The organism is Rhizobium sp. CG4 (assembly GCF_023701965.1).
Taxonomy (GTDB): Bacteria; Pseudomonadota; Alphaproteobacteria; order Rhizobiales; family Rhizobiaceae; genus Agrobacterium.
The window spans coordinates 173,318-196,952 of sequence record NZ_JABAEG010000005.1 but is presented as its reverse complement, the minus strand read 5'-3'; the positions used below and the strand labels follow the sequence as shown (position 1 = coordinate 196,952).

Below are 23,635 nucleotides of genomic sequence, written 5' to 3'. Positions count from 1 at the left end.
GGCATGGCGGAAATAAAGTCCCATGAATTTGACCGCTTCGCCGAAAAACCGGCGGAGCGGTTTCGCATGTTTGTCGTCTACGGTCCCGATCGCGGCCTCGTATCGGAGCGTGCATCGCTAATCGCGTCCAAGACAGGCATTGATGCCAACGACGCTTTCTCCTCACTCAAACTGAACGTCGGCGATTTGCAGGGCGATCCTGGCCGCTTGCTGGATGAAGTCAACGCTATCGGACTGTTCGGTGGCGAAAAGCTGGTATGGGTCAAGGGTGCGGCAAACGAAAAAGCTTTGGTCGACGCATTGCAGGTTCTCAACGAGACCCCTCCGCAATCTGCATTCCTGATCATCGAAGCCGGAGATCTGAAAAAAGGGACCGGCCTTCGCAAGATCGCTGAGGCATCCAGAGATATCGCCATCATTCCCTGCTATGCCGACGATGCCCGAGCGCTCAACGCCCTGATTGATCATGAACTGACTCAGGATGAGTTGAGAATAGCGCCTGCAGCCCGCCAGAGGCTGATCGAATCGCTGGGGGGTGATCGCATTGCCTCGCGCAACGAAATCCGCAAGCTGGGCCTCTACTGCCGTGGAAAAAGCGTTATCGAGGAAGAGGACGTGCTGGCCATTATTGGTGATGCCAGCGCGATATCCGCAGACGATGCGGTAGACGCCATCCTGAAGGGTGACCGCAACGCATTTTTCCATGCGACGCAAAAAATCGTATCGTCCAAAACGCCAATCTTTCTGGTGTTGCAAGGCTGCCTTCGCCAATTCCAGCTTCTGGACCAGATGCGCGCGGAAATGGACGAAAAAAAACTGCAGGCAGGCCAGGTCATGCAGACACTTGGCCGGCATATCCATTTCCGCCGCAAGCCGATCATCGAGCGTGCGCTGCGTACATGGCAGCCAGCGGCGATTGCGCGTGAGATGAACCGGTTGCAGGCCGCGATCCTGCAGAGCCGCCAGCGTCAAAGCCTGGAGGACAGCGTGGCTCTTCTGACGCTGTTGTCTACCACACTGCAATCCGGCCGCAGCGGGTAACAGATACACAAAAGCCCTTGTGCAGCAGCAACAAGGGCTTTTCCATTTCCAGGCTTATCAAAACCGTATCAGTCGCCGCTACCGGGTTCGGCAGAGAAATACAGCGCCAGCTTACCTGAGACGCCATCCATTTCCTTGGCTTCAGGCATCGCGTCACGTTTGATGGTGATGTTAGGCCAGATCTGCGAATATTCGGCGTTCAGCTTCAGCCACTCATCAAGACCTGGCTCGGTGTCCGGCTTGATGGCTTCGGCGGGACATTCCGGTTCGCATACGCCACAGTCGATGCATTCATCGGGATTGATGGCGAGGAAGTTCTCACCCTCGTAGAAGCAGTCCACAGGGCAGACTTCAACGCAGTCAGTATATTTGCAGCGAATGCAATTGTCGGTCACGACATATGTCATGAAGAACTCCAGAATACACGTTCCGGGAATGAAGGCTTTGGCAAAAATCCGCAGCCCGGACTTGCGGTATTGGTATTTTTGCCAGTGACGTAATGCCTTTACACAGTGAAGGCAAGAATAATTATTTCACAAAACATGTGTGATTTAGTCATATATTCTAGTCGGAAACGTCGTTGGCAGTATTGATGAACTTATCCAGTTCACGACGCTCTTTTTTGGTCGGCCGCCCTGCTCCCGGCTGCCGTACCGCCTGCTCAAGCAGGGTCAACCGCGTCGTCTTTTCACGCGGTGGCGTCTGGTCATCATAGAGGAGTTTGGCTTCCTCATAAGGTCCGCGTCTGTCACCAGCCGACTTCACGACAAGAATACGATCCATTCGGTCGAAGCTGATTTCCAGCTTGTCACCCGGCTTCACCATATGGCTTGCCTGCCGGATGACTGTTCCGTTGACACGCACATGGCCGGACTGGACATGGCTTTGCGCGATTGAACGGGATTTCGCCATGCGAGCGAAGAACAGCCATTTGTCGATGCGCTGGCGCGCGTGCTGACCTGACTGTTCTTCGTCCATGAGCTTATTTCTTCATCTGTTCCTTGAGCGCTGCGAGCTTCGCAAAAGGTGAATCCGGATCCAACGGCTTCTCCTTGCGCGGTGGCTTGGATTCGAAACGCTGCGACTGCGGCTTTCCGCCACGGTCATTGCGATCGTGCTTGTCCTTGCGCTCGCCACGGTCGTTGCGGTTGCCACGATCTGGTCTTTGACCACCATCACGCTTGCGTTCACCGTCACGATTGTTTTCGCGATTACCATCACGGCCGGCAGCGGCACGATTGCGGTCACGACCTTCGCCACCTTCGTTGCGACGTTCACCCTGGCCACGGGACTGCCCGTGACCTTGACGGCGGTTGTCGTTACGCTGGTTTTCATTACGTCCACCTGGACGCCACAACAGAACCGGCTTTGGTTCGGCTGTTTCAGCAGACGCTTCGGAAGACTGAGGCGCTTCAGCAGATGCAACCGCCTCTTCCGCTACAGCCTTGGTTTCTTCGGCAGAAACCTCTTGTTCAGCCGCATCAGCGTCATGCTCGTCACCAGCCTCCTCGCCAACTGGCGCTTCAGCGGAAGCAGCAGCCTGACCACTCTGGCCTGCCATGAAGGTCGCTGCATCTTCAGCGCTTACCTGATCTGCACGATAACCAAGACCCTTGAGAATTTCTTCCATGTCATCCAGCGTAGCGCCGAGAATGGAGAGCATACCCGTAGTCGTGGTGAAACGACGGCCGTCATATGCGCCCTCAGGACGCGGCTGCGCGCCGGGCTTCCACTGCAGCAGCGGACGGATGATATCCGCCAGACGCTCCAGAATGTCGATACGAACGGCGCGCTTTCCGAGGAAACGGAAACCGGCCAGCTTATAGAACATGCGGTCGAAGCTTGGGTCAGTGACGACAGACGTACGACCAGCAGCCAGAACCGGGATAAGATCGCCATAACCGGCATTGCCAAGACCGTCGTTCTTGAGCGCCCAAAGCAGGGTCACAAGTTCGGCTGGTGCTGGCTTCAAAAGCGCAGGCAGGAAAATGTGGTAAGCGCCAAAACGCACGCCGTAACGGCGCATGGATGCGCGCGCGTCCTGATCGAGCGACTTGACCTCTTCGGCCACGTCGCGACGGAACAGCACACCAAGGTTTTCGACGAGCTGGAAAGCCAGCCCCTTCGCCAGTCCCTGCAAATCTTCAGCGCGGGAAATATCATCCAGCGGCTTGAGGATCGTCGCAATCTGGTGATTGACGAAACGTTCGATACGGGCAACGGCGTGTTCACGCGCATTTCCGTTCAACTGTTCATCAGCCAGCATAATGACACGTGGCTTCATGATATTGTCGCCGGCGGCAAGTCGGGCAACAGGCTCACCGAGCCAACGCACCGCACCATCCGAGCCAAGCGCCAGATCATTATTGCCGCTGGCATGCAGACGGGCAGCACGCGCCTCATATTCGAGGGCAAGCGCCTTCTGCGCAGCCGACTGCACGGCCTTGGCATCTGGACCTTCGGTTCCGCTTATTGGCGTAAACCGGAATCCCGCCAATTGACCGACGTGATGTCCTTCAACGAAGACATCACCATTCACACTGATTTCAGCTTCAAGCATCGCATTCTCTCTCAGGCGCTTCATGAGCACAGATGTCCTGCGATCTACAAAGCGTTTCGTCAACCTTTCATGTAGCGCATCGGACAATCGATCCTCGATTTCCCGCGTCTTTTCTTGCCAGTGTGTCGGATCGGCAAGCCATCCGGGACGGTTGGATACATACGTCCATGTTCGTATCTGCGCAATCCGTGCCGACAGCGTATCTATTTCGCCATCAGTTCGGTCAGCCCTGCGCACCTGCTCGGCCATGAAATCCTCATTCACCGTGCCGCGACGAACGAGATCGAAATAGAGTGTCGAAATCAGATCGGCATGCTGGGCAGGTGTGATTCGCCGGTAGTCAGGCAGTGCACATGCCTCCCATAGCCGTTCCACTCTCTCCGGGGTAGTGGTGAGATCAATGATTTCCGGATAACGGGCAAGATAATCAAGCGCCTGCTGGTCCACAGCAGGCAAAGCACGCGACAAGCCTTGAAGAGCAGGTGCCACTTCAAGGCTTGAGCGCAGATTTCCAATCGAGGAATAGTCAAGCGCCTTGCTGCGCCACTGCAAAACCTTCACAGCATCGAATTCATGCGCTTCAATGCGTTCCACCAACTCGTCATCGAAAGGTTCGACGCGACCGGTGACACCAAAAGTGCCATCACGCAGATGACGGCCAGCACGACCGGCGATCTGCCCCAGCTCTCCGGGGTTCAGATTGCGGAACTGATAACCGTCGAACTTGCGGTCCTGAGCGAAAGCAACGTGGTCGACATCCAGATTGAGGCCCATGCCAATGGCATCGGTCGCAACAAGATATTCCACATCACCCGCCTGGTATAAGCCGACCTGCGCATTACGGGTGCGGGGAGACAGAGCGCCCATAACCACGGCAGCACCACCACGCTGACGTTTTATCAGCTCGGCGATCGCATAAACTTCATCCGCCGAAAACGCGACAATCGCGGAGCGTTGCGGCAGACGGGTGATTTTTTTCTGCCCGGCATAAAAAAGCTGGGACAGACGCGGACGCTCAACGATGGTGATACCGGGAAGCAGCTTTTGCAGAATGGGCCGCATGGTACCGGCACCGAGGAAAAGTGTTTCCTCCCTTCCGCGCAGATGCAGCAGGCGGTCGGTAAAAATATGCCCGCGCTCCAGATCGCCAGCCAGCTGGACTTCGTCGATGGCCACAAAAGACGCATTGGTTTCGCGTGGCATGGCCTCAACGGTGCAGACGGAAAAACGTGCCTTGGGCGGAGAAATCTTCTCTTCGCCTGTCACCAGCGCGACATTGGCGACGCCAACCTTTTCGACCAGACGCGTGTAAACCTCACGTGCGAGCAGACGCAAAGGCAGACCAATGATACCGCTGCCATGCGCAACCATGCGCTCAATCGCATAGTGCGTTTTGCCGGTATTGGTGGGTCCGAGTACGGCGGTTACGCCGCGCCCGCTCAAGATCATTGGTTGAAAATTCAACGTACTGTCCGTGCGATGGTCATGCCTGTCGCTTCACCGGACGACAATCCGCCAGAAGCATGGAGTTAACACATGGCGATGAGCAGCGACAAAGGCAAGGAATGTTTGCAGCAAAGCGCATTTTTCCATGTCTGTGACGGTTTTCGAATCCGGGAAAACAATGCCGGAATTAACATTTGGAACAGCGTGCGAACGAATCAGCGACGAATCGCTGACTCCATGAGATTCAGGGTTTGTTCACCGCAACATATGGTTTCTTTATCGTCGACCTGCACGACATGCTGAATCCGGTTAAGAACATGCGCCGCATTCGAGCCGGCTTTCATTTACCTTCGTAAATAGATTGTTAAAATTTGAATAAATCGCCTTTAAGATTCTGAAAAATATAGATAATTTTTAAATTCTTCTGAAAACACGATATTGACGCATTAACCTTTGGAGTAAATGGAGAACGAATCGCTGACGAATCACAGACATCGAAAGTTTCCCGGTTTGTTCTCCACCATATATTGTGGAATAATAGTTTGTTAACCATACGATTTTGTGGGTAACGCAAACTGCTGACGCGCAATTTCATCGCAACGTTAACATTTGCAGGGTAGCGGGCAGTCGTAAAACCCGAGGGGTTTTCGAGACGACACCCAAGTGATGTCCAAATGCAAAAAGACGGCCCAACCGAGCCGTCTTTGACATCAAACATCATCCCTTTTTGGGCGAAGGAAACGCCCTTAAAGCGGCTGTCCTGCCAGAAGTTTCGGACTGCTTTCACCCGCCAGACCCGCGGCTTGATCGATGAAATAAGACTTCAAAGCTGGCAGTCGGTCGACAAGCCCCAGGCCCAGATCACGCACAACGCGGATTGGCGTGCTGTCATTCGAGAAAAGGCGGTTGAGCACATCTGTCGTTATGCCCATGCGTAGCGTATCGAACCGGCGCCATGCCTGATAACGCTCCAGAACATTCAGCGAGCCGATGTCGAGGCCCAGCCGATCTGCTTCAACGATCGTTTCGGCCAGTGCTGCTACATCCTTATAACCAAGGTTCAGGCCTTGGCCTGAGATTGGATGAATGCCGTGGGCAGCATCGCCCGCCAGCGCAAAGCGTGGTGCGACGAAAGCCCTCGCAAGTGTCAGGCCAAGCGGAAACGCCCGACGAGGACCAACCGCACGGACAGAACCAAGCTTGTGGCCAAAGCGGCGCTCAAGTTCTTCATCAAACAGGAAGTCATCGGATGCCACCAACTTGTCGGCATCGGCGCGACGTTCAGTCCACACCAGCGATGAGCGATTGCCCTTGAGCGGCAGTACAGCAAATGGTCCGGATGGCAAGAAATGCTCTTCAGCCACACCATTATGAGGGCGCTCATGTTCTACCGTCGTGACGATACCGGACTGATCATAGTCCCAGCGAACCGTCTTGATACCGGCCATATCGCGCAGAGAGGATCGAACGCCGTCACAGGCGATCAACAATCTGGCCTCGAGAACATTGCCATCGGACAGGCTGATGCTGGTGCTCTGGGCACCGCTAACAAAACCGGACACTGTGAGACCGTGGCGAATGGTAATACCGAGACGATCACAAAGGCCTCTCAAGGCGCCGACGATCGCAACATTGGGAATCATATGTGCGAAGGGGCGTCCCTCTTCTACTTCGCCATCAAATGTCAGGAATACCGGGCGCACCGGATCTGTCATCTTGGAGTCCGTCACGATCATCTTGCGGATAGGCTCAGCCTCCGGCTCTATCTCGCTCCAGATGCCGAACACGTCGAGCATACGGGTTGCCGCTGAAATAATCGCCGAGGCACGCATATCCTTTTTCCACACATCCTGCGGTGCCGCCTCGACGATCTCGACCTGCATATGTGGAGCCGCCTGCTTGATGGCGACAGCAACGGCAAGTCCGACATATCCGCCCCCGGCAATCACCACATCCAGCATAATCAAACTCCTGCATTCTTGAGAATATTGCCCCGGCACTATAGACCATGGAAATCCATCTTCCTACAGCAGGAGCAAAGCTGAATGACGATTGATTCCGATCCGACGGAAAAATCCGCCATGCACAAACTGGTTGATACACTCGATCTGGAAAAGCTCGAGGAGAACCTGTTTCGTGGCACAAGCCCGCAAATTGGCTGGCAACGGGTTTTCGGCGGACAGGTCATCGCTCAAGCTCTGGTGGCTGCACATCGCACCGTCGATGCAGATCGGTTCATCCATTCACTGCATGCCTATTTCATGCGACCCGGTGATCCCTCGGTGCCGATTATCTATCAGGTTGAACGCATCCGGAACGGCTCCAGCTTCAATACCCGCCGTGTCGTCGCCATCCAGCACGGCGAACCGATCTTCTCGATGTCGGCTTCGTTCCAGATCGAGGAAGAAGGTTACGACCATCAAATGCCAGCACCGAAGGTTCCAGCACCGGAATCGCTGCTCAGCGAAACCCAATTGCAGGAAGCCTTCTTGGCAAAAGCGCCGCCGATGATCCGCAAATACTGGCAGAACAAACGGCCTATCGAGATAAAGCCGGTATCGCTGGCCCATTACATCTCCAACGAGAAGCTGGCGCCCAATCAGGATGTCTGGGTGCGCGCCGTTGGCGACGTGCCCGATGACCGCTGTTTCCAGGCAGCAATTCTCGCCTACCTTTCGGATATGACGCTGCTCGACACCTCGCTTTATGCGCATGGCACAACGATTTTTGATCCCAGTATCCAGGTTGCCAGCCTTGACCACGCCATGTGGTTCCACCGTCCATGCAAGCTGGATGATTGGCTGCTTTATTCGCAGGACAGCCCAAGTGCATCCGGAGCGAGAGGTCTTACCCGCGGCAGTATCATGACGCGAGATGGTGTGCTGATTGCATCGGTTACACAGGAAGGTTTGATTCGGAAAAGAGCAAATGATTAAATTTTGCGCTTAAATTTCAAACTGCATAATTATTGCGCGATTATTGTGCAAACAAATGCCTCCAAAACAGACTGCAAGAATATAGCTTTTACTTTTCAATAACTTATTCCCCATCCTCAAAACTGGCACGCGCCTTGAATGTATAGCTGCAGTCGCTGTTCAGTGCGCCGCCAGCGGCAAGGAGAGTCGGCTCCGTGCCGAGGAAAAACAAAGGATGGGAAACCTGATGAAAATTGTGATGGCCATTATCAAGCCGTTCAAGCTGGACGAAGTGCGCGAAGCACTCACCGCTGTCGGTATCCAGGGCCTGACCGTAACCGAGGTCAAGGGTTACGGTCGCCAGAAGGGACACACGGAAATCTACCGTGGCACGGAATACGCCGTGAGCTTCCTTCCGAAGCTGAAAATTGAAATCGCCGTTCCTTCGGATGTGGTTGAAAAGGCTGTCGAGGCCATCGCCTCCGCCGCCAAGACCGGCCAGATCGGTGACGGCAAGATTTTTGTCTACTCGATCGAGCAGGCAGTTCGCATCCGCACCGGCGAAACCAACACTGAAGCGTTGTAATCGGCTGATCAGGGAGTTTTATACAATGTCGTTTTCAAGAATTTCTACCTCTCTCGGTCGGCTGGGCGCCGGCACGGCGGCCCTTTTGGCCCCTGCCTTCGCTTTCGCGCAGGAAGCAGCCGCTCCTGCCGCTGAAGCAGCAGCCGCTGCACCGACAATCGACTCCGGCGACACCGCATGGATGCTGACGTCGACCGTTCTGGTGCTCTTCATGATCCTGCCGGGCCTCGCTCTGTTCTACGGCGGCCTCGTCCGCTCCAAGAACATGCTGTCGGTACTCATGCAGTGCCTCGTGGTTTCCGCAGCAATCATGATCGTCTGGGTATTCTACGGTTACAGCCTTGCCTTCTCCAACGGTGGTGGCCTCAACACCTTCATCGGCGGCTTCGAAAAGCTCTTCCTGTCCGGCGTTACCTCTGAAAGCGTCAGCGGCAGCATTCCGGAATACGTCTTCATCTCGTTCCAGCTGACCTTCGCTTGCATTACGCCAGCGCTGATCGTTGGTGCATTTGCAGAGCGTATCAAATTCTCTGCCGTGATCCTGTTCTGCATTCTGTGGGTTACCTTCGTGTACTTCCCGGTTGCCCACATGGTCTGGTCGGGCGACGGCGCCCTGATGTGGGACTGGGGTGCACTTGACTTCGCAGGTGGCACGGTTGTTCACATCAATGCTGGTGTTGCTGGCCTTATCGGCGCAATCCTGGTCGGCAAGCGCACAGGCTTCGGCAAGGACATGATGGCTCCTCACTCAATGACCCTGACCATGGTCGGCGCTTCGATGCTGTGGGTTGGCTGGTTCGGCTTCAACGCCGGTTCCGCCGCTGCTGCCAACGGCGTTGCAGGTCTCGCCATGATCAACACGCTCACTGCAACAGCAGGTGCAATCGTTGCATGGTGCGTCATTGAAAGCTTCGCCCGTGGCAAAGCTTCGATGCTCGGCGCTGCTTCCGGCGTTATCGCTGGCCTCGTTGCCGTTACTCCTGCCGCTGGCGCGGTTGGCCCAATCGGCGCGATCTTCCTCGGCGCAATTGCCTCGGCATTCTGCTACTTCTTCGTGTCTGTCGTGAAGAACAAGTTCGGTTACGACGATACGGCTGACGTATTCGGCGTACACGGCGTTGGTGGTATCGTAGGCGCTATCGGCACCGGCATCTTCGCAAGCACTTCTCTGGGTGGCGTAGGCTACGCAGAAGGCGTGACCATGGGCGCTCAGGTCTGGGTCCAGATCAAGTCTGTTATCCTCACCATCGTATGGTGCGGTATCGGCTCCTTCGTCCTCTACAAGCTCGTTGATCTCATTGTTGGTCTGCGTGTACCGGTTGAAGCAGAACGCGAAGGTCTTGACCTCGCATCGCACGGCGAAGCTGCTTACCACAACTAAGACATTTAACCCGGTGCGAGGTTACGGCCTCGCATCTCGCAAACTTTCGAACCGCCCTCCGGGGCGGTTTTTTTTACGCCGAGATTTGCACCGCACAGATGACCAAAGAAAAACCCCGGCTCATCACCGGGGTTTTAATAATTCCGCTTTGTAACGGCAGATGATCAGAAACGATCATCCTCTTCATCATCGTCGTTCTTGGAAGACTTGAGGGATGCCAGTTTCGCAAATACGGCGTCAGCGTCGATTTCTTTTTCTTCTTCGCGCTGGTAGTTGAAATCCAGACCTTCGGTCTGGGCAGCTGGCTGCAGCGTTGCATCCAGCTCTTCAGCTGTCGGCAGCGGACGACCGCGCGATGCGCGTTCTACTTCCAGGTCCAGGTCGATCTGGCTGCAGAGGCCGAGCGTCACCGGGTCCATTGGTGTGAGGTTCGCAGAGTTCCAGTGCGTACGATCACGAATCTGTTCAATCGTCGACTTGGTTGTACCGACGAGACGCGAAATCTGCGCGTCTTTCAGTTCTGCGTGGTTACGCACCAGCCACAAAATAGCGTTCGGGCGGTCCTGACGCTTGGAAACTGGCGTGTAACGTGGGCCACGACGCTTGGATTCCGGTACACGAACCTTAGGCTCGGAAAGCTTCAGCTTATGGTTCGGGTTGCCTTCACCACGAACAATTTCATCACGCGACAACTGACCTGTAGCAATAGGGTCGAGGCCCTTGATGCCTTGTGCCGCTTCGCCGTCGGCAATCGCTTTAACCTCAAGCGGATGCAACTTGCAGAATGTCGCGATCTGATCGAACGACAGTGCAGTGTTGTCAACCAGCCATACGGCGGTTGCCTTTGGCATAAGCAGTGTTTGAGCCATAGATACAGTCCTTCTGTCCGTCCGCTCCGGTGTCGCGGTCCGTGGATATTAACCACCAATTTCCGGGATATGTCTGCTCTATAAACGTATTGTATCGAAATTGCAATTCTTTGGGATACAAATGACCTTTGTCTAATTGCCGTGCGAGTGCGAAGTGTTATGAATTGAACACATATCGGAGGTGGGAGTCTCCGAACCGAAATTGACGTAATGCTTTTAGGAGGAGTTCATGTCAGCCAAAGTCTATCCAGTGTTGAAAACGGCGAAAACCCGAACACTGATTGATAATGACCGTTACCAGAAGTGGTATCAGGAAAGCGTAGAAGACCCGGAAAAGTTCTGGGACAAACACGGCCGCCGCATCGACTGGTTCAAGCCATATACAAAGGTCAAAAACACCTCATTTAAAGGCAAGGTACCGATCAAATGGTACGAGGACGGTCTGACCAACGTTTCCTATAACTGTATCGACCGCCACCTGAAGACGCATGGCGAACGCACCGCCATCATCTGGGAAGGTGACAACCCCTATATCGACAAGAAGATCACCTATAACCAGCTGTACGAACAGGTGTGCCGTCTGGCCAACGTTCTCAAGAAGCATGGTGTCAAAAAGGGTGACCGCGTTACCATCTACATGCCGATGATCCCGGAAGCGGCATACGCGATGCTAGCCTGTGCCCGTATCGGCGCAATTCACTCCGTGGTGTTTGGCGGCTTTTCTCCCGAAGCACTTGCAGGCCGTATCGTTGACTGCGAATCGACTTTTGTTATCACTTGCGACGAAGGTGTTCGTGGCGGCAAACCTATTCCACTGAAGGAAAACACCGACACCGCGATCGACATTGCCGCCAAACAATATGTCATGGTCAATAAGGTGCTGGTTGTGCGCCGTACCGGCGGCAAAACCGGTTGGGCACCTGGTCGCGACTTCTGGTACCATCAGGAAATTGCAAGCGTTAAGCCGCATTGCGAACCGGTCAAGATGCGTGCGGAAGACCCGCTGTTTATTCTCTACACTTCTGGCTCCACCGGCAAGCCGAAGGGCGTGCTGCACACCACAGGCGGTTATCTCGTCTACACGTCGATGACGCATGAATATGTGTTCGATTACAAGGACGGCGATATCTACTGGTGTACGGCTGACGTCGGCTGGGTGACAGGCCACTCCTATATTGTCTACGGACCACTCGCCAATTGCGCGACTACGCTGATGTTTGAAGGCGTGCCGAACTTCCCGGATCAGGGTCGTTTCTGGGAAGTCATCGACAAACACAAAGTCAATATTTTCTACACCGCACCAACCGCACTTCGTTCGTTGATGGGCGCTGGCGATCACTTCGTGAAACGCTCCTCCCGCTCCAGCCTGCGGCTGCTCGGCTCGGTCGGAGAACCGATCAACCCAGAGGCATGGGAATGGTATTACCACGTGGTTGGTGAGGACCAGAGCCCGATTGTCGACACATGGTGGCAGACTGAAACCGGGGGTATTCTGATTTCACCGCTGCCGGGTGCGACGGATCTTAAGCCCGGATCGGCAACCCGTCCGTTCTTCGGAGTCCAGCCACAGTTGGTGGATGCGGAAGGCAATGTGCTGGAAGGGCCGGCCGACGGCAATCTGTGCATCACAGACAGCTGGCCAGGGCAGGCACGAACGGTTTACGGCGACCATAACCGTTTCGTGGAAACCTACTTCTCCACCTACAAGGGCAAGTATTTCACCGGCGATGGCTGCCGACGTGACGAAGATGGTTATTACTGGATAACCGGACGTGTCGATGACGTGTTGAACGTCTCTGGCCACCGTCTCGGCACGGCGGAGGTCGAATCTGCGTTGGTCTCGCACCATCAAGTGTCGGAAGCAGCGGTGGTCGGTTATCCGCATTCCATCAAAGGACAGGGCATCTATTGCTATGTGACGCTGATGGCAGGGCAGGTCGGCGACGACGCATTGCGCGCGGAACTGGTCAAGCATGTCCGTAATGAAATCGGCCCGGTTGCCACCCCGGACAAGATCCAGTTTTCTCCAGGCCTGCCGAAAACCCGTTCCGGCAAGATCATGCGCCGCATTCTGCGCAAGATTGCCGAGGATGACTTCGGGTCTCTGGGAGATACATCGACCCTTGCCGATCCGGCTGTCGTTGAAGATCTCATCGCCAACCGTCAGAACAAGGCAGTGGCGGCATAAGCAAAAAACAAAGCAACAAAAAACCCGGCTACCGAAAAGTAGCCGGGTTTTTTAGTCGAAAATGACCGGCTTATTCGCCGCGAATTTTCTTCAGCTCGGCCAAAGCGGCGTCGACAACGTCTGCACCGATGGCTGCCTTGTGCTTTTCATAAACAACAGCCGACTTCTCACGAATACGGGCCTGCTCTTCTGGCGAAAGCGTGTTTACCTGCAGGCCTGCTTCCTTGATCTTCTCCAGAGATTTCTGGTTCAGTTCGCGGATAACCTTACGTTCTACGTCACGGCCAACGATGGCGCACTCACGAAGAGCTGCCTGTTCTTCAGCTGTGTAGCTGTCGAAGATTGGCTTGGAGAAGAGGAACAGGAACGGCGTGTAAGCGTGGTTCGTTTCCGTAACAAACTTCTGAACTTCGTAGAACTTCGACGTATCGATAGTCACGTAGGGGTTTTCCTGCGCGTCGATAGCGTTGGTTTCGAGAGCCGAGAACACTTCACCAAAAGCCATTGGCGTTGCGTTGGCGCCAAGGTTCTGGAACGTGTCAAGGAAGATGTTGTTCTGCATCACGCGCACTTTCATGCCCGAGAAGTCTTCCCACTTGTTAACAGCATGCTTGGAGTTGGAAAGGTTACGGAAACCGTTTTCCCAGTAAGCAAGGTTTACGAGGCCCTGCTCTTCCAGCTTCTTGTTCATCATGTCGCCGAATTCGCCATCCATCAGGGCGTCAGCTTCTTTCGCATTGCCAACGAGGAATGGCAGGTCGAATACGCCGAGAGCCGGGATAAGGCCAACAAGTGGAGACGAAGACGTTACAACTGCTTCCTGAACGCCGGAACGCAGTGCTTGCGTGGCTTGCAAGTCGCCGCCGAGAGCGCCACCCCAGAATGCGGTCAACTTCAGCTTGCTGCCAGTCTTATCATTAAGGCAAGCCTGCATGGCTTCGATACCGTTACCAACCGGATGATCCTGGTTGATGCCGTTCGAAACGCGGATGGTGCGATCATTGAATTCTGCCATGGCAGGTGCAGCGGCACCCATAGCGAAAGCAATAGCGGTGGTAGTCAGAAAAAATTTTCTCATAATATCCTCCCTTGGACTGTTAGCGAGAAAACAGATTAACGATTACTTGAGGTAAGCCAGTGGTACCAGGACGATGTCCGGGAAGAGCACCAACAGAGCCAGAACGATGGTTTCAGCAACAAGGAATGGCCATACACCAACCGTCACCTTGCCCAGCGGAATACGACCGACGCCACTGACCACGTTCAGAACTACACCTACAGGTGGTGTGATAAGGCCAATTGCATTATTAATGATGAACAGAACACCGAAATAAACCGGGTCGATACCTGCCTGCTTGACGATTGGCATCAGAACAGGCGTAAGGATCAGAATGGTCGGCGTCAGGTCAAGCGCCGTTCCGACGATGAACACCAAAACCATGATGACAGCCATCAGCAACATCGGACGGTCAATCAGAGGTTCGATGTAGCCAGCAACTTCATTTGGAATGTTTGCAGCGGTGATCAGCCATGCGGAAACCAGAGCGGCGCAAACCAAGAACATGATGATCGACGTGCTCTTTGCGGCACGCAGAAGAACATGCATCAAATCGGCTGGTTTAAGTTCGCGGTAGATAAACATGCCAACGAACAAGGCATACGCAGCAGCGATAACCGCAGCTTCGGTTGGCGTTACAACGCCGGCCTTGATACCGCCGAGAATGATGACTGGCATACCGAGAGCCCAACCGGCACGTCCTGTTGCCAGCAAACGTTCTTTGGCAGAGGTTTTTGGCAGCGGCTTGACGTCATCTTTGCGAACAACGATCAGCCAGGCAATGATCAGAGAGATACCCATCAAGATACCGGGCACGATACCGGCCAGGAAGAGCTGGGTGATCGAAACGTTGGCAGCAACACCAAAGACGATGAATGCCATGGAGGGCGGGATAACCGGCGCGATGATACCACCAGCGGCGATCAGGCCACCGGACCGCGGGATATTGTAGCCAGCCTTCGCCATCATCGGAATGAGGATAGCAGCAAGAGCTGCCGTGTCAGCTGCGGCCGAACCCGAGATACTCGCCATAATGATAGCAGCGAAAATCGCCACAATACCAAGACCGCCACGGATGTGACCGACGCAGGCAATAGCAAAGTCGATGATACGGCGAGACAGACCGCCCGAGTTCATCAACTCACCAGCGAGAATGAAGAACGGAATGGCAAGCAGCGTGAATGTGTCAGCGCCTGCAATCATGTTCTGGGCAATGATCTGCGTGTTGAACATGCCCATATAGGCCATGAGCACGACACCGCAGAACATCAAAGAGAATGCAACCGGAACCCCGATGGCCATGGCTCCGAGCAGGGAGCCAACAAAAACGAGAAGTGTCATGTATCAGCGCTCCGAAAGCTGTTCGATTGTCAGGTTTTCGCCGGCAAAAACGGCGATTTCCTCTTCGGTTACCCGACCGGTCAGCAACCGGAACAATCGCTCAAGAGCAATGATGAACATCATAGCACCTGTAAACATGCCAATGCCATAAACCCAGATCATCGAAAGGCCGGTGACCGGCGCATGCATACTGGCGTTGATGCCCGACTGCTTCCAGGTTCCCCAGAAGAAGATGGCCGAACATGCAATAATGATGATGTTGGACAGGATCATACAGAAAATGCGCTTGCCGCGCGAAAGGAACATGACCAACGTTTCGATACCCATGTGACTATTTTCACGGAAGGTCAAAACGGCACCGATGAAGGTGATCCAGACGAAGAAGTAGCGCGACATTTCTTCCGATACATTGAGACCGGAGTTCATGGTGTAACGCATGACGACATTCACGAAAACCATGATCGCCATGCCAGCAAGCAGAGCAATCAGAATGATCTCGAGAAGCCTGTAAAAAAGGTTGATCGCCTTTTGCATTTTCCCTCCCTGAGAAAACATGAGCAGACGTCGAAAGATCCAGGATGCTTTCAAAAACGCACTGCTACTAAACTGAGAATGAGAAAAACGGGCGCTCTAGGAGCACCCGCAGTCCTTAAAGAAGGCCACGCCCGGCCAGATTACGCATCAACGCCACGGTGCCGAATGTCCATTCAGGGCAATCGGAAGTCGAGGCAACCCGGTTGATGAGCTTGCCAAGCTTCGGACTGGAGATTTCCACCCGGTCACCCTTTGCATGGGTGAAACCAAGGCCTGGGCCATGACGATCCTTGACCGGAGCAAACATGGTGCCAAGGAAGAAGACCGCACCATCAGGATACTGGTGATCACGGTTGAGAAGCTGAGAAACCAGATTTTCAGGTGTGCGGCTGATGGCTTCCATCGGGCTGACACCCGTCATTGTAAAGCCGTCTTCACCTTCAACAACCAGAGAAATCTGCGACTTCTTGACATCTTCAAGCGTAAACTTGCCGTCGAACAGTCGGATAAACGGACCAATCGAGCAGGACGCGTTGTTGTCTTTCGCCTTGCTGAGCAGAAGGGCTGAACGACCTTCAAAGTCACGCAAGTTGACGTCATTCCCCAAAGCAACACCGACGATACGACCGTCGGACGTTACCGCCAGAACCACTTCCGGCTCGGGGTTATTCCACTGCGACTTCGGATGCACACCGATCAGCGCACCGCAGCCAACGGAGGACATGGGCTGAGCCTTGGAGAAGATTTCAGCGTCCGGGCCGATACCGACCTCAAGATACTGCGACCAAAGACCCATATCCTGGAGAAGGGCCTTCACCTCGGCGGCCTTGGGAGAACCGGCTTCGAGACCCTTGAGATTGTCACCTAGTACAGGTGCCAGACGGCCACGGATTTCCTGCGCACGCAGTGGATCACCCTTGGCCTGCTCTTCGATGACACGTTCCAGCATGCTGTCGGCGAAGGTAACGCCAGCTGCCTTGACGGCCTGAAGGTCGTTTGGAGCAAGAAGCTCACCGGAAACGCCATCGAGGAAAGATTGTAAATCGCCCAACGCCGGGAAGGCGGAGACATCTGCCAGCAATTCGACAAGATTTTTCTTTTCGAGAACCTCGGACATGACAGGTGCGATTTTGGTAATATCGTAAAGGGTGCCGTCTTTCAGAACGACAGGGCAAGGGCCATTGGCAGCCTTGGACCAGACGCGGCCAACCAGTACGGCAGTTGCAGCATCTTCAGGCAAAATCATATCTGTCGTGATCGACAAACGGTCAGTCATATTGTTCTCCTCCCACCCAGGCAATTCCAGCGGCTGCACTCCAAGCAGTCGTATTGTCTGGATGTCTGACAAGCTTTAACGATCTTCATAGTATGACTTTTGAGCCGAGTCCAGCGCATCGCCCAGAAAATGTCGTAAGCCTTAATTTTTATTGTGCGCCGCGTTATTGCACTTGCAACAAAAGCTGTCGACAGTTTCTGACGATAGTCACACCCCAAAGTCAAACCGGTCTGACAAGATATTGAAAAAATTCAACGGTCAGAACACGTCGAGATCGATGTTTAGCCGCTTGGCAGCACCCATGATATGTTTACGCATCGCGTCACGCGCCATCACGACATTTCGTGATGCAATAGCGTCACGCAAAATCACATGCTCATTGATGGTGACCTCAAGGATCTCTCCATACACGGCGCGTGAAAATGCAGTGTTAATCGCCAGGCTGATACGCTGGGCTATGAAGCCCAGAAAAATCAGAAAATATTCATTACCCGTCGCTTCGGCCATGGCGCGGTGGAAGTCGAGATCGGCTTCAACGCCGTCCTTCGACCACTCTATAGCATTGCGCATGCCGTAGATAGCCTTGTCGAATTTTTCCAGATGTTCGGGCTTATGATGAAGGGCTGCAAGTCCGGCCGCATCGATTTCTAGCGACATGCGAAGCTGCATCAGATCACGGAAGTTTTCCGGATCATTAAGCGCAGATTGCTCAATGCGCACCGAAAGCCTTTGCCGTGGATCGGTAACGAAGGCACCGACACCCTGGCGGGTCTCGACAAAACCTTCATTACGCAGCTGTGCAATTGCTTCGCGGATCACTGAACGACTGACACCAAATGTCTTCGCCAGAATATGCTCAGTCGGCAATCTGTCGCCCGGCCCCAATTTTGATTCGGTAATCTCGCGCGTGATTTCGGCGGCAATTCTGCCGGGCAAATGTTCATTGCGATGAATCTGGTTGAATTCGAGCGACATGCGGCCTCCCAGCCCTTACAGCTTCGCCCCCTTTGCGGGGCGACGATTGAACGGAAAGGCAAGCCGAGCCTGCCGTCATATTTGCTCGAGAGCGACCCGTAAGAGCCGCTCTCGAATTCCTCCGAGCATTAGCTATCCGCTTGCAGGGTAATCTGGCAACCGGGATTCATTCGAAACTCCGGATCGAACGCCTTTTTCAAGTTCATGATCATATTCCGCTGAACTTCAGGCAGACGTGCCTCGAAATCGCTGCGCTTCAAGCGACCGATGCCATGCTCGGCACTGATGCTGCCGACGTAACGGTCGAGAACCTCATTCACCAGCACCTTCGACTTGTAGATGTAAGCATCACGCTCTTCGCGGCTAGAGCCATCCGGCGGCAGAACGTTGAGGTGAACGTTGCCGTCTCCGACATGGCCGTAGGATACGGCAAGGCATTCAGGCAGCTTTGCCTGCAGTTCGGCCTCTGCCTCAGCGACAAATTCAGCGAGCTTGGAAAGCGGCACCGAGATATCAGTACGCATATGCGCACCGCGCAGCGCCTGACCTTCATTCATGCCTTCGCGGAACAGCCATAGCGACTGCGCCTGTGCACGCGAAGACGCGATAACGCCGTCCAACACCAGACCATCTTCCATCACACCTTCAAGGAAACGGCCCATCAGGTCAGCCGTATCCACAAGACCGGAACCGGAAATTTCCATCAGCACGTAGGCTGGATAGTCGCCCGCGATCGGCATCTTGAGATCCGGAATAGCTTCGATTGCCAGTGTGAAGGCGACAGGTGGCATGAACTCGAAGGCAGACATCAGGTCACAACATTCGCGGCGCGCACGACGGTAAAGCTTGATGGCATCATCCAGCGAGTTGAGGCCAAGAAGAGCTGTCTCGACATGTTCCGGGTTCGGATAAAGCTTGACCGAAACCGCAGTGATAATGCCAAGCGTACCTTCCGCACCGATGAACAGTTGCTTGAGGTCAACACCACGGTTGTCCTTGCGCAGCGTCGAAAGGCCGTTCCAGATCGTTCCGTCCGGCAGCACAACCTCAAGACCAAGCACCAACTCACGTGTCATACCATAACGCAGGACGTTGATACCGCCGGCATTGGTGGAGACATTGCCGCCCATACGGCAGCTGCCCTGCGCACCAAGCGACAGCGGGAAGAACATGCCCTGTTCGGCAACGGCATCCTTGAATTCAGACAGAATACAGCCGGCTTCAACGACAGCCGAAAAATCATCCGCATCAATGGCGCGAATGGCATTCATACGTTCGAGGCTCATAACGACTTGGCGGGCAGGATCGTCAGGCGTGCCACCGAGAACCAGACCTGTATTCCCGCCCTGCGGGATAATTGCCAGACCAAGCTCAGCACAAGCGCGAACGGCTGCCGATACATCTTCCGTGGAACGGGGCCGGATCACGGCAACCGCAGAGCTTTTCACGTCGCCATGCCAATCGCTGCAATAACGCTGCATGTCTTCCTGCGCCGTCAAAAGCAAACCTTCGCCCAGCACCGCCTTGAGCTTCTCGCGCAGGCTTTCAGTCCCGCTAACCGCATCGGCCATGTTATACCCTCTATAATGACTGTCCTGCCCACGCATCAGATGCAACGATCGCCGTGTCGTTTTTGGCGACGCGTGAAAAATACTATTTTCAAACCGACCATATAAGGTTATCAGACAACCCTACAAGATATTTTCTCACGAGACAGCAATCAAAGTGTTTCAAGCCAGGGATTAGGTTAAGGCTGGAACACGCAAAGGGAGGCATTAATGCATATTGCAATTATCGGCGCAGCAGGCATGGTTGGCCGCAAACTCACTGAACGCCTGGTTCGTGATGGCGCACTGGATGGCAAGACCATCGAAAAGTTCACTCTGCTCGACGTCATTCAGCCTGAGAAGCCAGCCGGTTTCAACGGCGCAGTCGAGACCCGCGCCGCCGATCTCTCGGCGTCAGGAGAAGCTGAAAAGCTGGTTGAAAGCCGTCCTGACGTGATTTTCCACCTCGCTGCCATCGTGTCGGGCGAAGCAGAGCTGGACTTCGACAAGGGTTACCGCATCAACCTTGATGGCACCCGGTATCTCTTTGATGCCATTCGCATTGCCAACGGCAAGGATGGCTACAAGCCACGCGTCGTCTTCACCTCTTCGATTGCGGTATTTGGCGCACCACTGCCTTATCCGATCCCCGACGAGTTCCACACAACACCGCTGACAAGCTACGGCACCCAAAAGGCAATTTGCGAACTTCTGCTGTCCGATTACAGCCGTCGCGGTTTCTTTGAAGGCATTGGCATTCGTCTGCCAACCATCTGCATTCGTCCCGGCAAGCCAAACGCCGCAGCATCGGGTTTCTTCTCCAACATCCTGCGCGAGCCACTGGTTGGTCAGGAAGCAGTCTTGCCAGTTCCAGAAAGCGTTCGTCACTGGCACGCTTCGCCGCGCTCTGCCGTCGGCTTCCTCATCCATGGCGCGACTATCGACGTTGCAAAGGTTGGTCCACGCCGCAACATCTCTATGCCGGGCCTCAGCGCCACCGTTGGCGAACAGATCGAAGCACTGCGCAAGGTTGCCGGTGAAAAGGCTGTTGGCCTCATCCGTCGCGAACCGAACGAAATGATCATGCGCATGTGCGATGGCTGGGCACCCGGCTTTGAAGCAAAGCGCGCTCGCGAACTCGGCTTCACCGCTGAAAACTCCTTCGAAGAGATCATTCGCGCCCATATCGACGACGAACTCGGTGGAAACATCTGATGAGCAACGCGGGAGGGAAAGCAACAATCGCGTTTATCGGCACCGGCCTTATGGGCGGGCCGATGGCTCACAACCTGTTGAAGAACGGGTTTACCGTGCGTGTCTGGAACCGCAGCGTTGAAAAGGCTGAGGCACTTGTCACTCACGGTGCAGTATTGGCTCCCTCCCCGGCAGAGGCTGCCACGGGCGCGGACATTGTCATCACCATGCTGAGCGACGGCCAGGCCGTGGGTGAAGTGCTGTTTGAGAAGGGCGTTGCAGCCGCCTTGAACAAGGGCACCATCATTATCGACAGCAGTTCAATTGCGCCACCGATTGCCCGCGAACATGCCGGCAAACTCGCGGCGATGGGATTGTCTCACGTCGACGCTCCGGTATCCGGTGGCGTTCCCGGCGCGACCGCTGGAACGCTGGCCATCATGGCCGGCGGCGACGAAAAAATCGTTGCCGGCCTGGCAGATGTTTTTGCTGCCATGGGCCGTGTGACTTATGTTGGTCCTTCCGGTGCAGGCCAACTTTGCAAACTCGCTAACCAGCAGATTGTTGCCGTAACGATTGGCGCTGTGGCGGAAGCGATGATGCTGGTGGAAGCCGGTGGCGCATCCCGCGAAGGTTTCCGCAATGCTATCCGTGGCGGTTTTGCCGAAAGCCGCATTCTGGAACTGCATGGCGAGCGCATGGTGAAACGTAATTTCGTGCCCGGCGGTCCTTCCAAATTCCAGCTCAAGGACCTCAATGGCGTCATGGCCATGGCGGAACAACTGTCGCTTGATTTGCCGCTGACGGCACAGGTTCGGCAGGAATTTGCCGACTTCGTTAATGACGGCGGCGCCGATATCGATCATAGCGGTCTGCTGATCCACCTTGAAAAACTGAACAACCGTCAAAAGGACTGAGCTGCGCCATGGCCCAAGAGATTACCGGAAAACGCCGCTTGCGTTCGCAGGACTGGTTTGACAACCCCGATCACATCGACATGGCAGCGCTCTATCTCGAGCGCTTTATGAACTACGGCGTGACGCCGGAAGAACTGCGTTCCGGCAAGCCGGTCATCGGCATTGCCCAAAGCGGCAGCGACCTGACGCCGTGTAACCGCGTCCATGTCGAACTGGTCAAGCGCGTACGTGACGGCATTCGTGATGCCGGTGGTATTCCGATCGAATTCCCCACCCATCCGATCTTCGAGAACTGCAAACGCCCGACAGCAGCCCTCGACCGCAACCTTGCCTATCTTGGTCTGGTCGAAATTCTCTACGGTTACCCGCTCGATGGCGTCGTTCTGACCACCGGCTGCGACAAGACTACGCCATCTGCGCTGATGGCAGCCAGCACGGTCGACATTCCGGCCATTGTTCTATCCGGCGGCCCAATGCTTGACGGATATCACGACGGTGATCTGGTTGGCTCCGGCACGGTGATCTGGCGTATGCGCCGCAAATACGGTGCAGGTGAAATCACCCGCGAAGAGTTCCTCGAGGCAGCACTCGAATCGGCACCATCGGTCGGCCACTGCAACACCATGGGTACAGCATCGACCATGAACGCCATGGCTGAAGCGCTCGGCATGTCGCTAACCGGCTGCGGAGCCATTCCTGCCGCCTACCGCGAGCGGGGCCAGATGGCTTACCGTACCGGCAGACGCGCCGTGGAACTGGTCATCGAAGACATCAAGCCATCGGACATCCTGACCCGCGAATCCTTCCTCAATGCCGTTCGCGTCAACTCCGCCATTGGTGGTTCCACCAATGCCCAGCCGCACCTTGCTGCCATGGCGCAGCATGCCGGTGTCGAGTTGAAGGAAGAGGACTGGCAGGTTCACGGTTACGACATTCCACTGCTGGCCAACGTACAGCCGGCCGGCAAATGGCTTGGTGAAAAATACCACCGCGCAGGCGGCACGCCGGCGATCATGTGGGAACTGCTGCAAGCCGGAAAACTGGATGGCAACTGTCGCACCGTTACCGGCAAGACGATGGCGGAAAACCTGTCAGGCCGCGAAGCAACCGACCGTGACGTTATTCTGCCCTATGATGCGCCGTTGAAAGAGCGTGCGGGTTTCCTCGTTCTCAAGGGCAATCTGTTCAATTTTGCCATCATGAAAACCAGCGTTATCTCCGACGAGTTCCGCCAGCGTTATCTGAGCGAGCCGGGCAATGAAGGTGTGTTCCAGGGCAAATGCGTAGTATTCGACGGCTCTGAGGATTATCACGCCCGCATCAACGATCCTTCGCTGGATATCGATGAACGCACAATCCTGGTTATTCGTGGCGCTGGTCCGCTCGGTTGGCCGGGCTCTGCCGAAGTGGTCAACATGCAGCCACCGGATGCACTGTTGAAGCGTGGTATTACCAGCCTGCCGACCATTGGCGACGGACGTCAGTCCGGCACCGCCGACAGCCCTTCCATTCTCAACGCATCACCTGAAAGTGCGGCAGGTGGCGGATTGGCCTGGTTGCGTTCCGGAGACATTATCCGCATCGACTTTAACGTCGGAGAATGCAATATGCTCGTCCCGGACGAGGAGATTGCCCGCCGCAAGGCTGATGGTATCCCTCCGGTTCCGGCAGATGCCACGCCGTGGCAACGCATCTATCGAAAGTCGGTTACCCAGCTTTCGGATGGTGCAATTTTGGAAGGTGCAGCAGATTTTCGCCGGATCGCCGAGAAAATGCCGCGGCACAATCATTGACCGCAAGGTCCGAGC

General features: G+C 55.0%; 19 protein-coding genes. 8 read left to right on the top strand and 11 right to left on the bottom strand.

The features are described from left to right. Positions 1–3 precede the first annotated feature (3 nt). On the top strand, positions 4–1,041 hold the full coding sequence (gene holA / locus HGO37_RS16260) for a DNA polymerase III subunit delta (protein ID WP_250984227.1): 1,038 nt from the start codon (positions 4–6) through the stop codon (positions 1,039–1,041). A 68-nt stretch (positions 1,042–1,109) separates the two neighbouring features. Here the strand turns inward: holA and fdxA are convergent, their stop codons facing one another. From fdxA to HGO37_RS16240, 4 genes are all read right to left on the bottom strand, one after another. Next, positions 1,110–1,448, bottom strand: coding sequence for a ferredoxin FdxA (gene fdxA, locus HGO37_RS16255; protein WP_192490487.1), 339 nt, complete (start codon positions 1,446–1,448; stop codon positions 1,110–1,112). Positions 1,449–1,605: 157 nt separating this feature from the next. Further along, positions 1,606–2,019, bottom strand: a complete 414-nt coding sequence (locus HGO37_RS16250; protein ID WP_250984226.1) for an RNA-binding S4 domain-containing protein — start codon at positions 2,017–2,019, stop codon at positions 1,606–1,608. Positions 2,020–2,023: 4 nt separating this feature from the next. Next, on the bottom strand, positions 2,024–5,050 hold the full coding sequence (locus HGO37_RS16245) for a helicase-related protein (RefSeq protein ID WP_250984354.1): 3,027 nt from the start codon (positions 5,048–5,050) through the stop codon (positions 2,024–2,026). A 743-nt stretch (positions 5,051–5,793) separates the two neighbouring features. Next, entirely contained in the window at positions 5,794–7,008 is a 1,215-nt protein-coding gene (locus HGO37_RS16240; RefSeq protein WP_250984225.1) for a ubiquinone biosynthesis hydroxylase, read from the bottom strand. Between the two features lie 84 nt (positions 7,009–7,092). On the opposite strand from HGO37_RS16240, the gene tesB reads away from it, so the two are divergent. The 3 genes from tesB (at position 7,093) to HGO37_RS16225 (ending at position 9,929) form a co-directional block, all read left to right on the top strand. Beyond that, on the top strand, positions 7,093–7,983 hold the full coding sequence (gene tesB, locus HGO37_RS16235; protein WP_250984224.1) for an acyl-CoA thioesterase II: 891 nt from the start codon (positions 7,093–7,095) through the stop codon (positions 7,981–7,983). 214 nt (positions 7,984–8,197) lie between these two features. Beyond that, a complete protein-coding gene (locus tag HGO37_RS16230) occupies positions 8,198–8,548 on the top strand; it encodes a P-II family nitrogen regulator (RefSeq protein ID WP_192490490.1) in 351 nt (116 codons plus the stop codon). A gap of 25 nt (positions 8,549–8,573) precedes the next feature. After that, a complete protein-coding gene (locus HGO37_RS16225; protein WP_192490491.1) occupies positions 8,574–9,929 on the top strand; it encodes an ammonium transporter in 1,356 nt (451 codons plus the stop codon). Between the two features lie 164 nt (positions 9,930–10,093). On the opposite strand, the gene HGO37_RS16220 is transcribed toward HGO37_RS16225, so the two are convergent. Beyond that, a complete protein-coding gene (locus tag HGO37_RS16220; RefSeq protein ID WP_192490492.1) occupies positions 10,094–10,798 on the bottom strand; it encodes a DUF1013 domain-containing protein in 705 nt (234 codons plus the stop codon). Positions 10,799–11,027: 229 nt separating this feature from the next. Between HGO37_RS16220 and acs the strand changes: the two genes are divergently transcribed. Then, positions 11,028–12,986, top strand: coding sequence for an acetate--CoA ligase (gene acs / locus HGO37_RS16215; RefSeq protein WP_192490493.1), 1,959 nt, complete (start codon positions 11,028–11,030; stop codon positions 12,984–12,986). 70 nt (positions 12,987–13,056) lie between these two features. On the opposite strand, the gene HGO37_RS16210 is transcribed toward acs, so the two are convergent. The 6 genes from HGO37_RS16210 to HGO37_RS16185 all read right to left on the bottom strand — a co-directional run bounded on the left by HGO37_RS16210 (position 13,057) and on the right by HGO37_RS16185 (position 19,740). Then, positions 13,057–14,064, bottom strand: a complete 1,008-nt coding sequence (locus HGO37_RS16210) for a TRAP transporter substrate-binding protein (RefSeq protein ID WP_250984223.1) — start codon at positions 14,062–14,064, stop codon at positions 13,057–13,059. Between the two features lie 42 nt (positions 14,065–14,106). Then, positions 14,107–15,384 carry a TRAP transporter large permease gene (locus HGO37_RS16205; RefSeq protein ID WP_192490495.1) on the bottom strand — a complete coding sequence of 426 codons (1,278 nt, stop codon included), beginning with the start codon at positions 15,382–15,384 and terminating at the stop codon, positions 14,107–14,109. 3 nt (positions 15,385–15,387) lie between these two features. Next, the gene (locus HGO37_RS16200) at positions 15,388–15,918 is read right to left on the bottom strand and encodes a TRAP transporter small permease (RefSeq protein ID WP_250984222.1); all 531 of its coding nucleotides are present in this window, start codon (positions 15,916–15,918) and stop codon (positions 15,388–15,390) included. A gap of 115 nt (positions 15,919–16,033) precedes the next feature. Beyond that, complete coding sequence (locus HGO37_RS16195) at positions 16,034–17,194, bottom strand: fumarylacetoacetate hydrolase family protein (protein ID WP_250984221.1); 1,161 nt, start codon at positions 17,192–17,194, stop codon at positions 16,034–16,036. A gap of 258 nt (positions 17,195–17,452) precedes the next feature. Further along, positions 17,453–18,169, bottom strand: a complete 717-nt coding sequence (locus HGO37_RS16190) for a FadR/GntR family transcriptional regulator (RefSeq protein WP_250984220.1) — start codon at positions 18,167–18,169, stop codon at positions 17,453–17,455. A 128-nt stretch (positions 18,170–18,297) separates the two neighbouring features. Next, positions 18,298–19,740, bottom strand: a complete 1,443-nt coding sequence (locus HGO37_RS16185) for an FAD-binding oxidoreductase (protein WP_250984219.1) — start codon at positions 19,738–19,740, stop codon at positions 18,298–18,300. A gap of 207 nt (positions 19,741–19,947) precedes the next feature. On the opposite strand from HGO37_RS16185, the gene denD reads away from it, so the two are divergent. The 3 genes from denD to HGO37_RS16170 are packed head-to-tail and all read left to right on the top strand — an operon-like array spanning position 19,948 to position 23,620. Further along, positions 19,948–20,931, top strand: a complete 984-nt coding sequence (gene denD, locus HGO37_RS16180; RefSeq protein ID WP_192490500.1) for a D-erythronate dehydrogenase — start codon at positions 19,948–19,950, stop codon at positions 20,929–20,931. Then, positions 20,931–21,827 carry an NAD(P)-dependent oxidoreductase gene (locus tag HGO37_RS16175; protein ID WP_250984218.1) on the top strand — a complete coding sequence of 299 codons (897 nt, stop codon included), beginning with the start codon at positions 20,931–20,933 and terminating at the stop codon, positions 21,825–21,827. Before denD ends, HGO37_RS16175 begins: the two co-directional genes overlap by 1 nt. 8 nt (positions 21,828–21,835) lie before the next feature. Further along, positions 21,836–23,620 carry an IlvD/Edd family dehydratase gene (locus HGO37_RS16170; protein WP_250984217.1) on the top strand — a complete coding sequence of 595 codons (1,785 nt, stop codon included), beginning with the start codon at positions 21,836–21,838 and terminating at the stop codon, positions 23,618–23,620. Positions 23,621–23,635 lie beyond the last annotated feature (15 nt).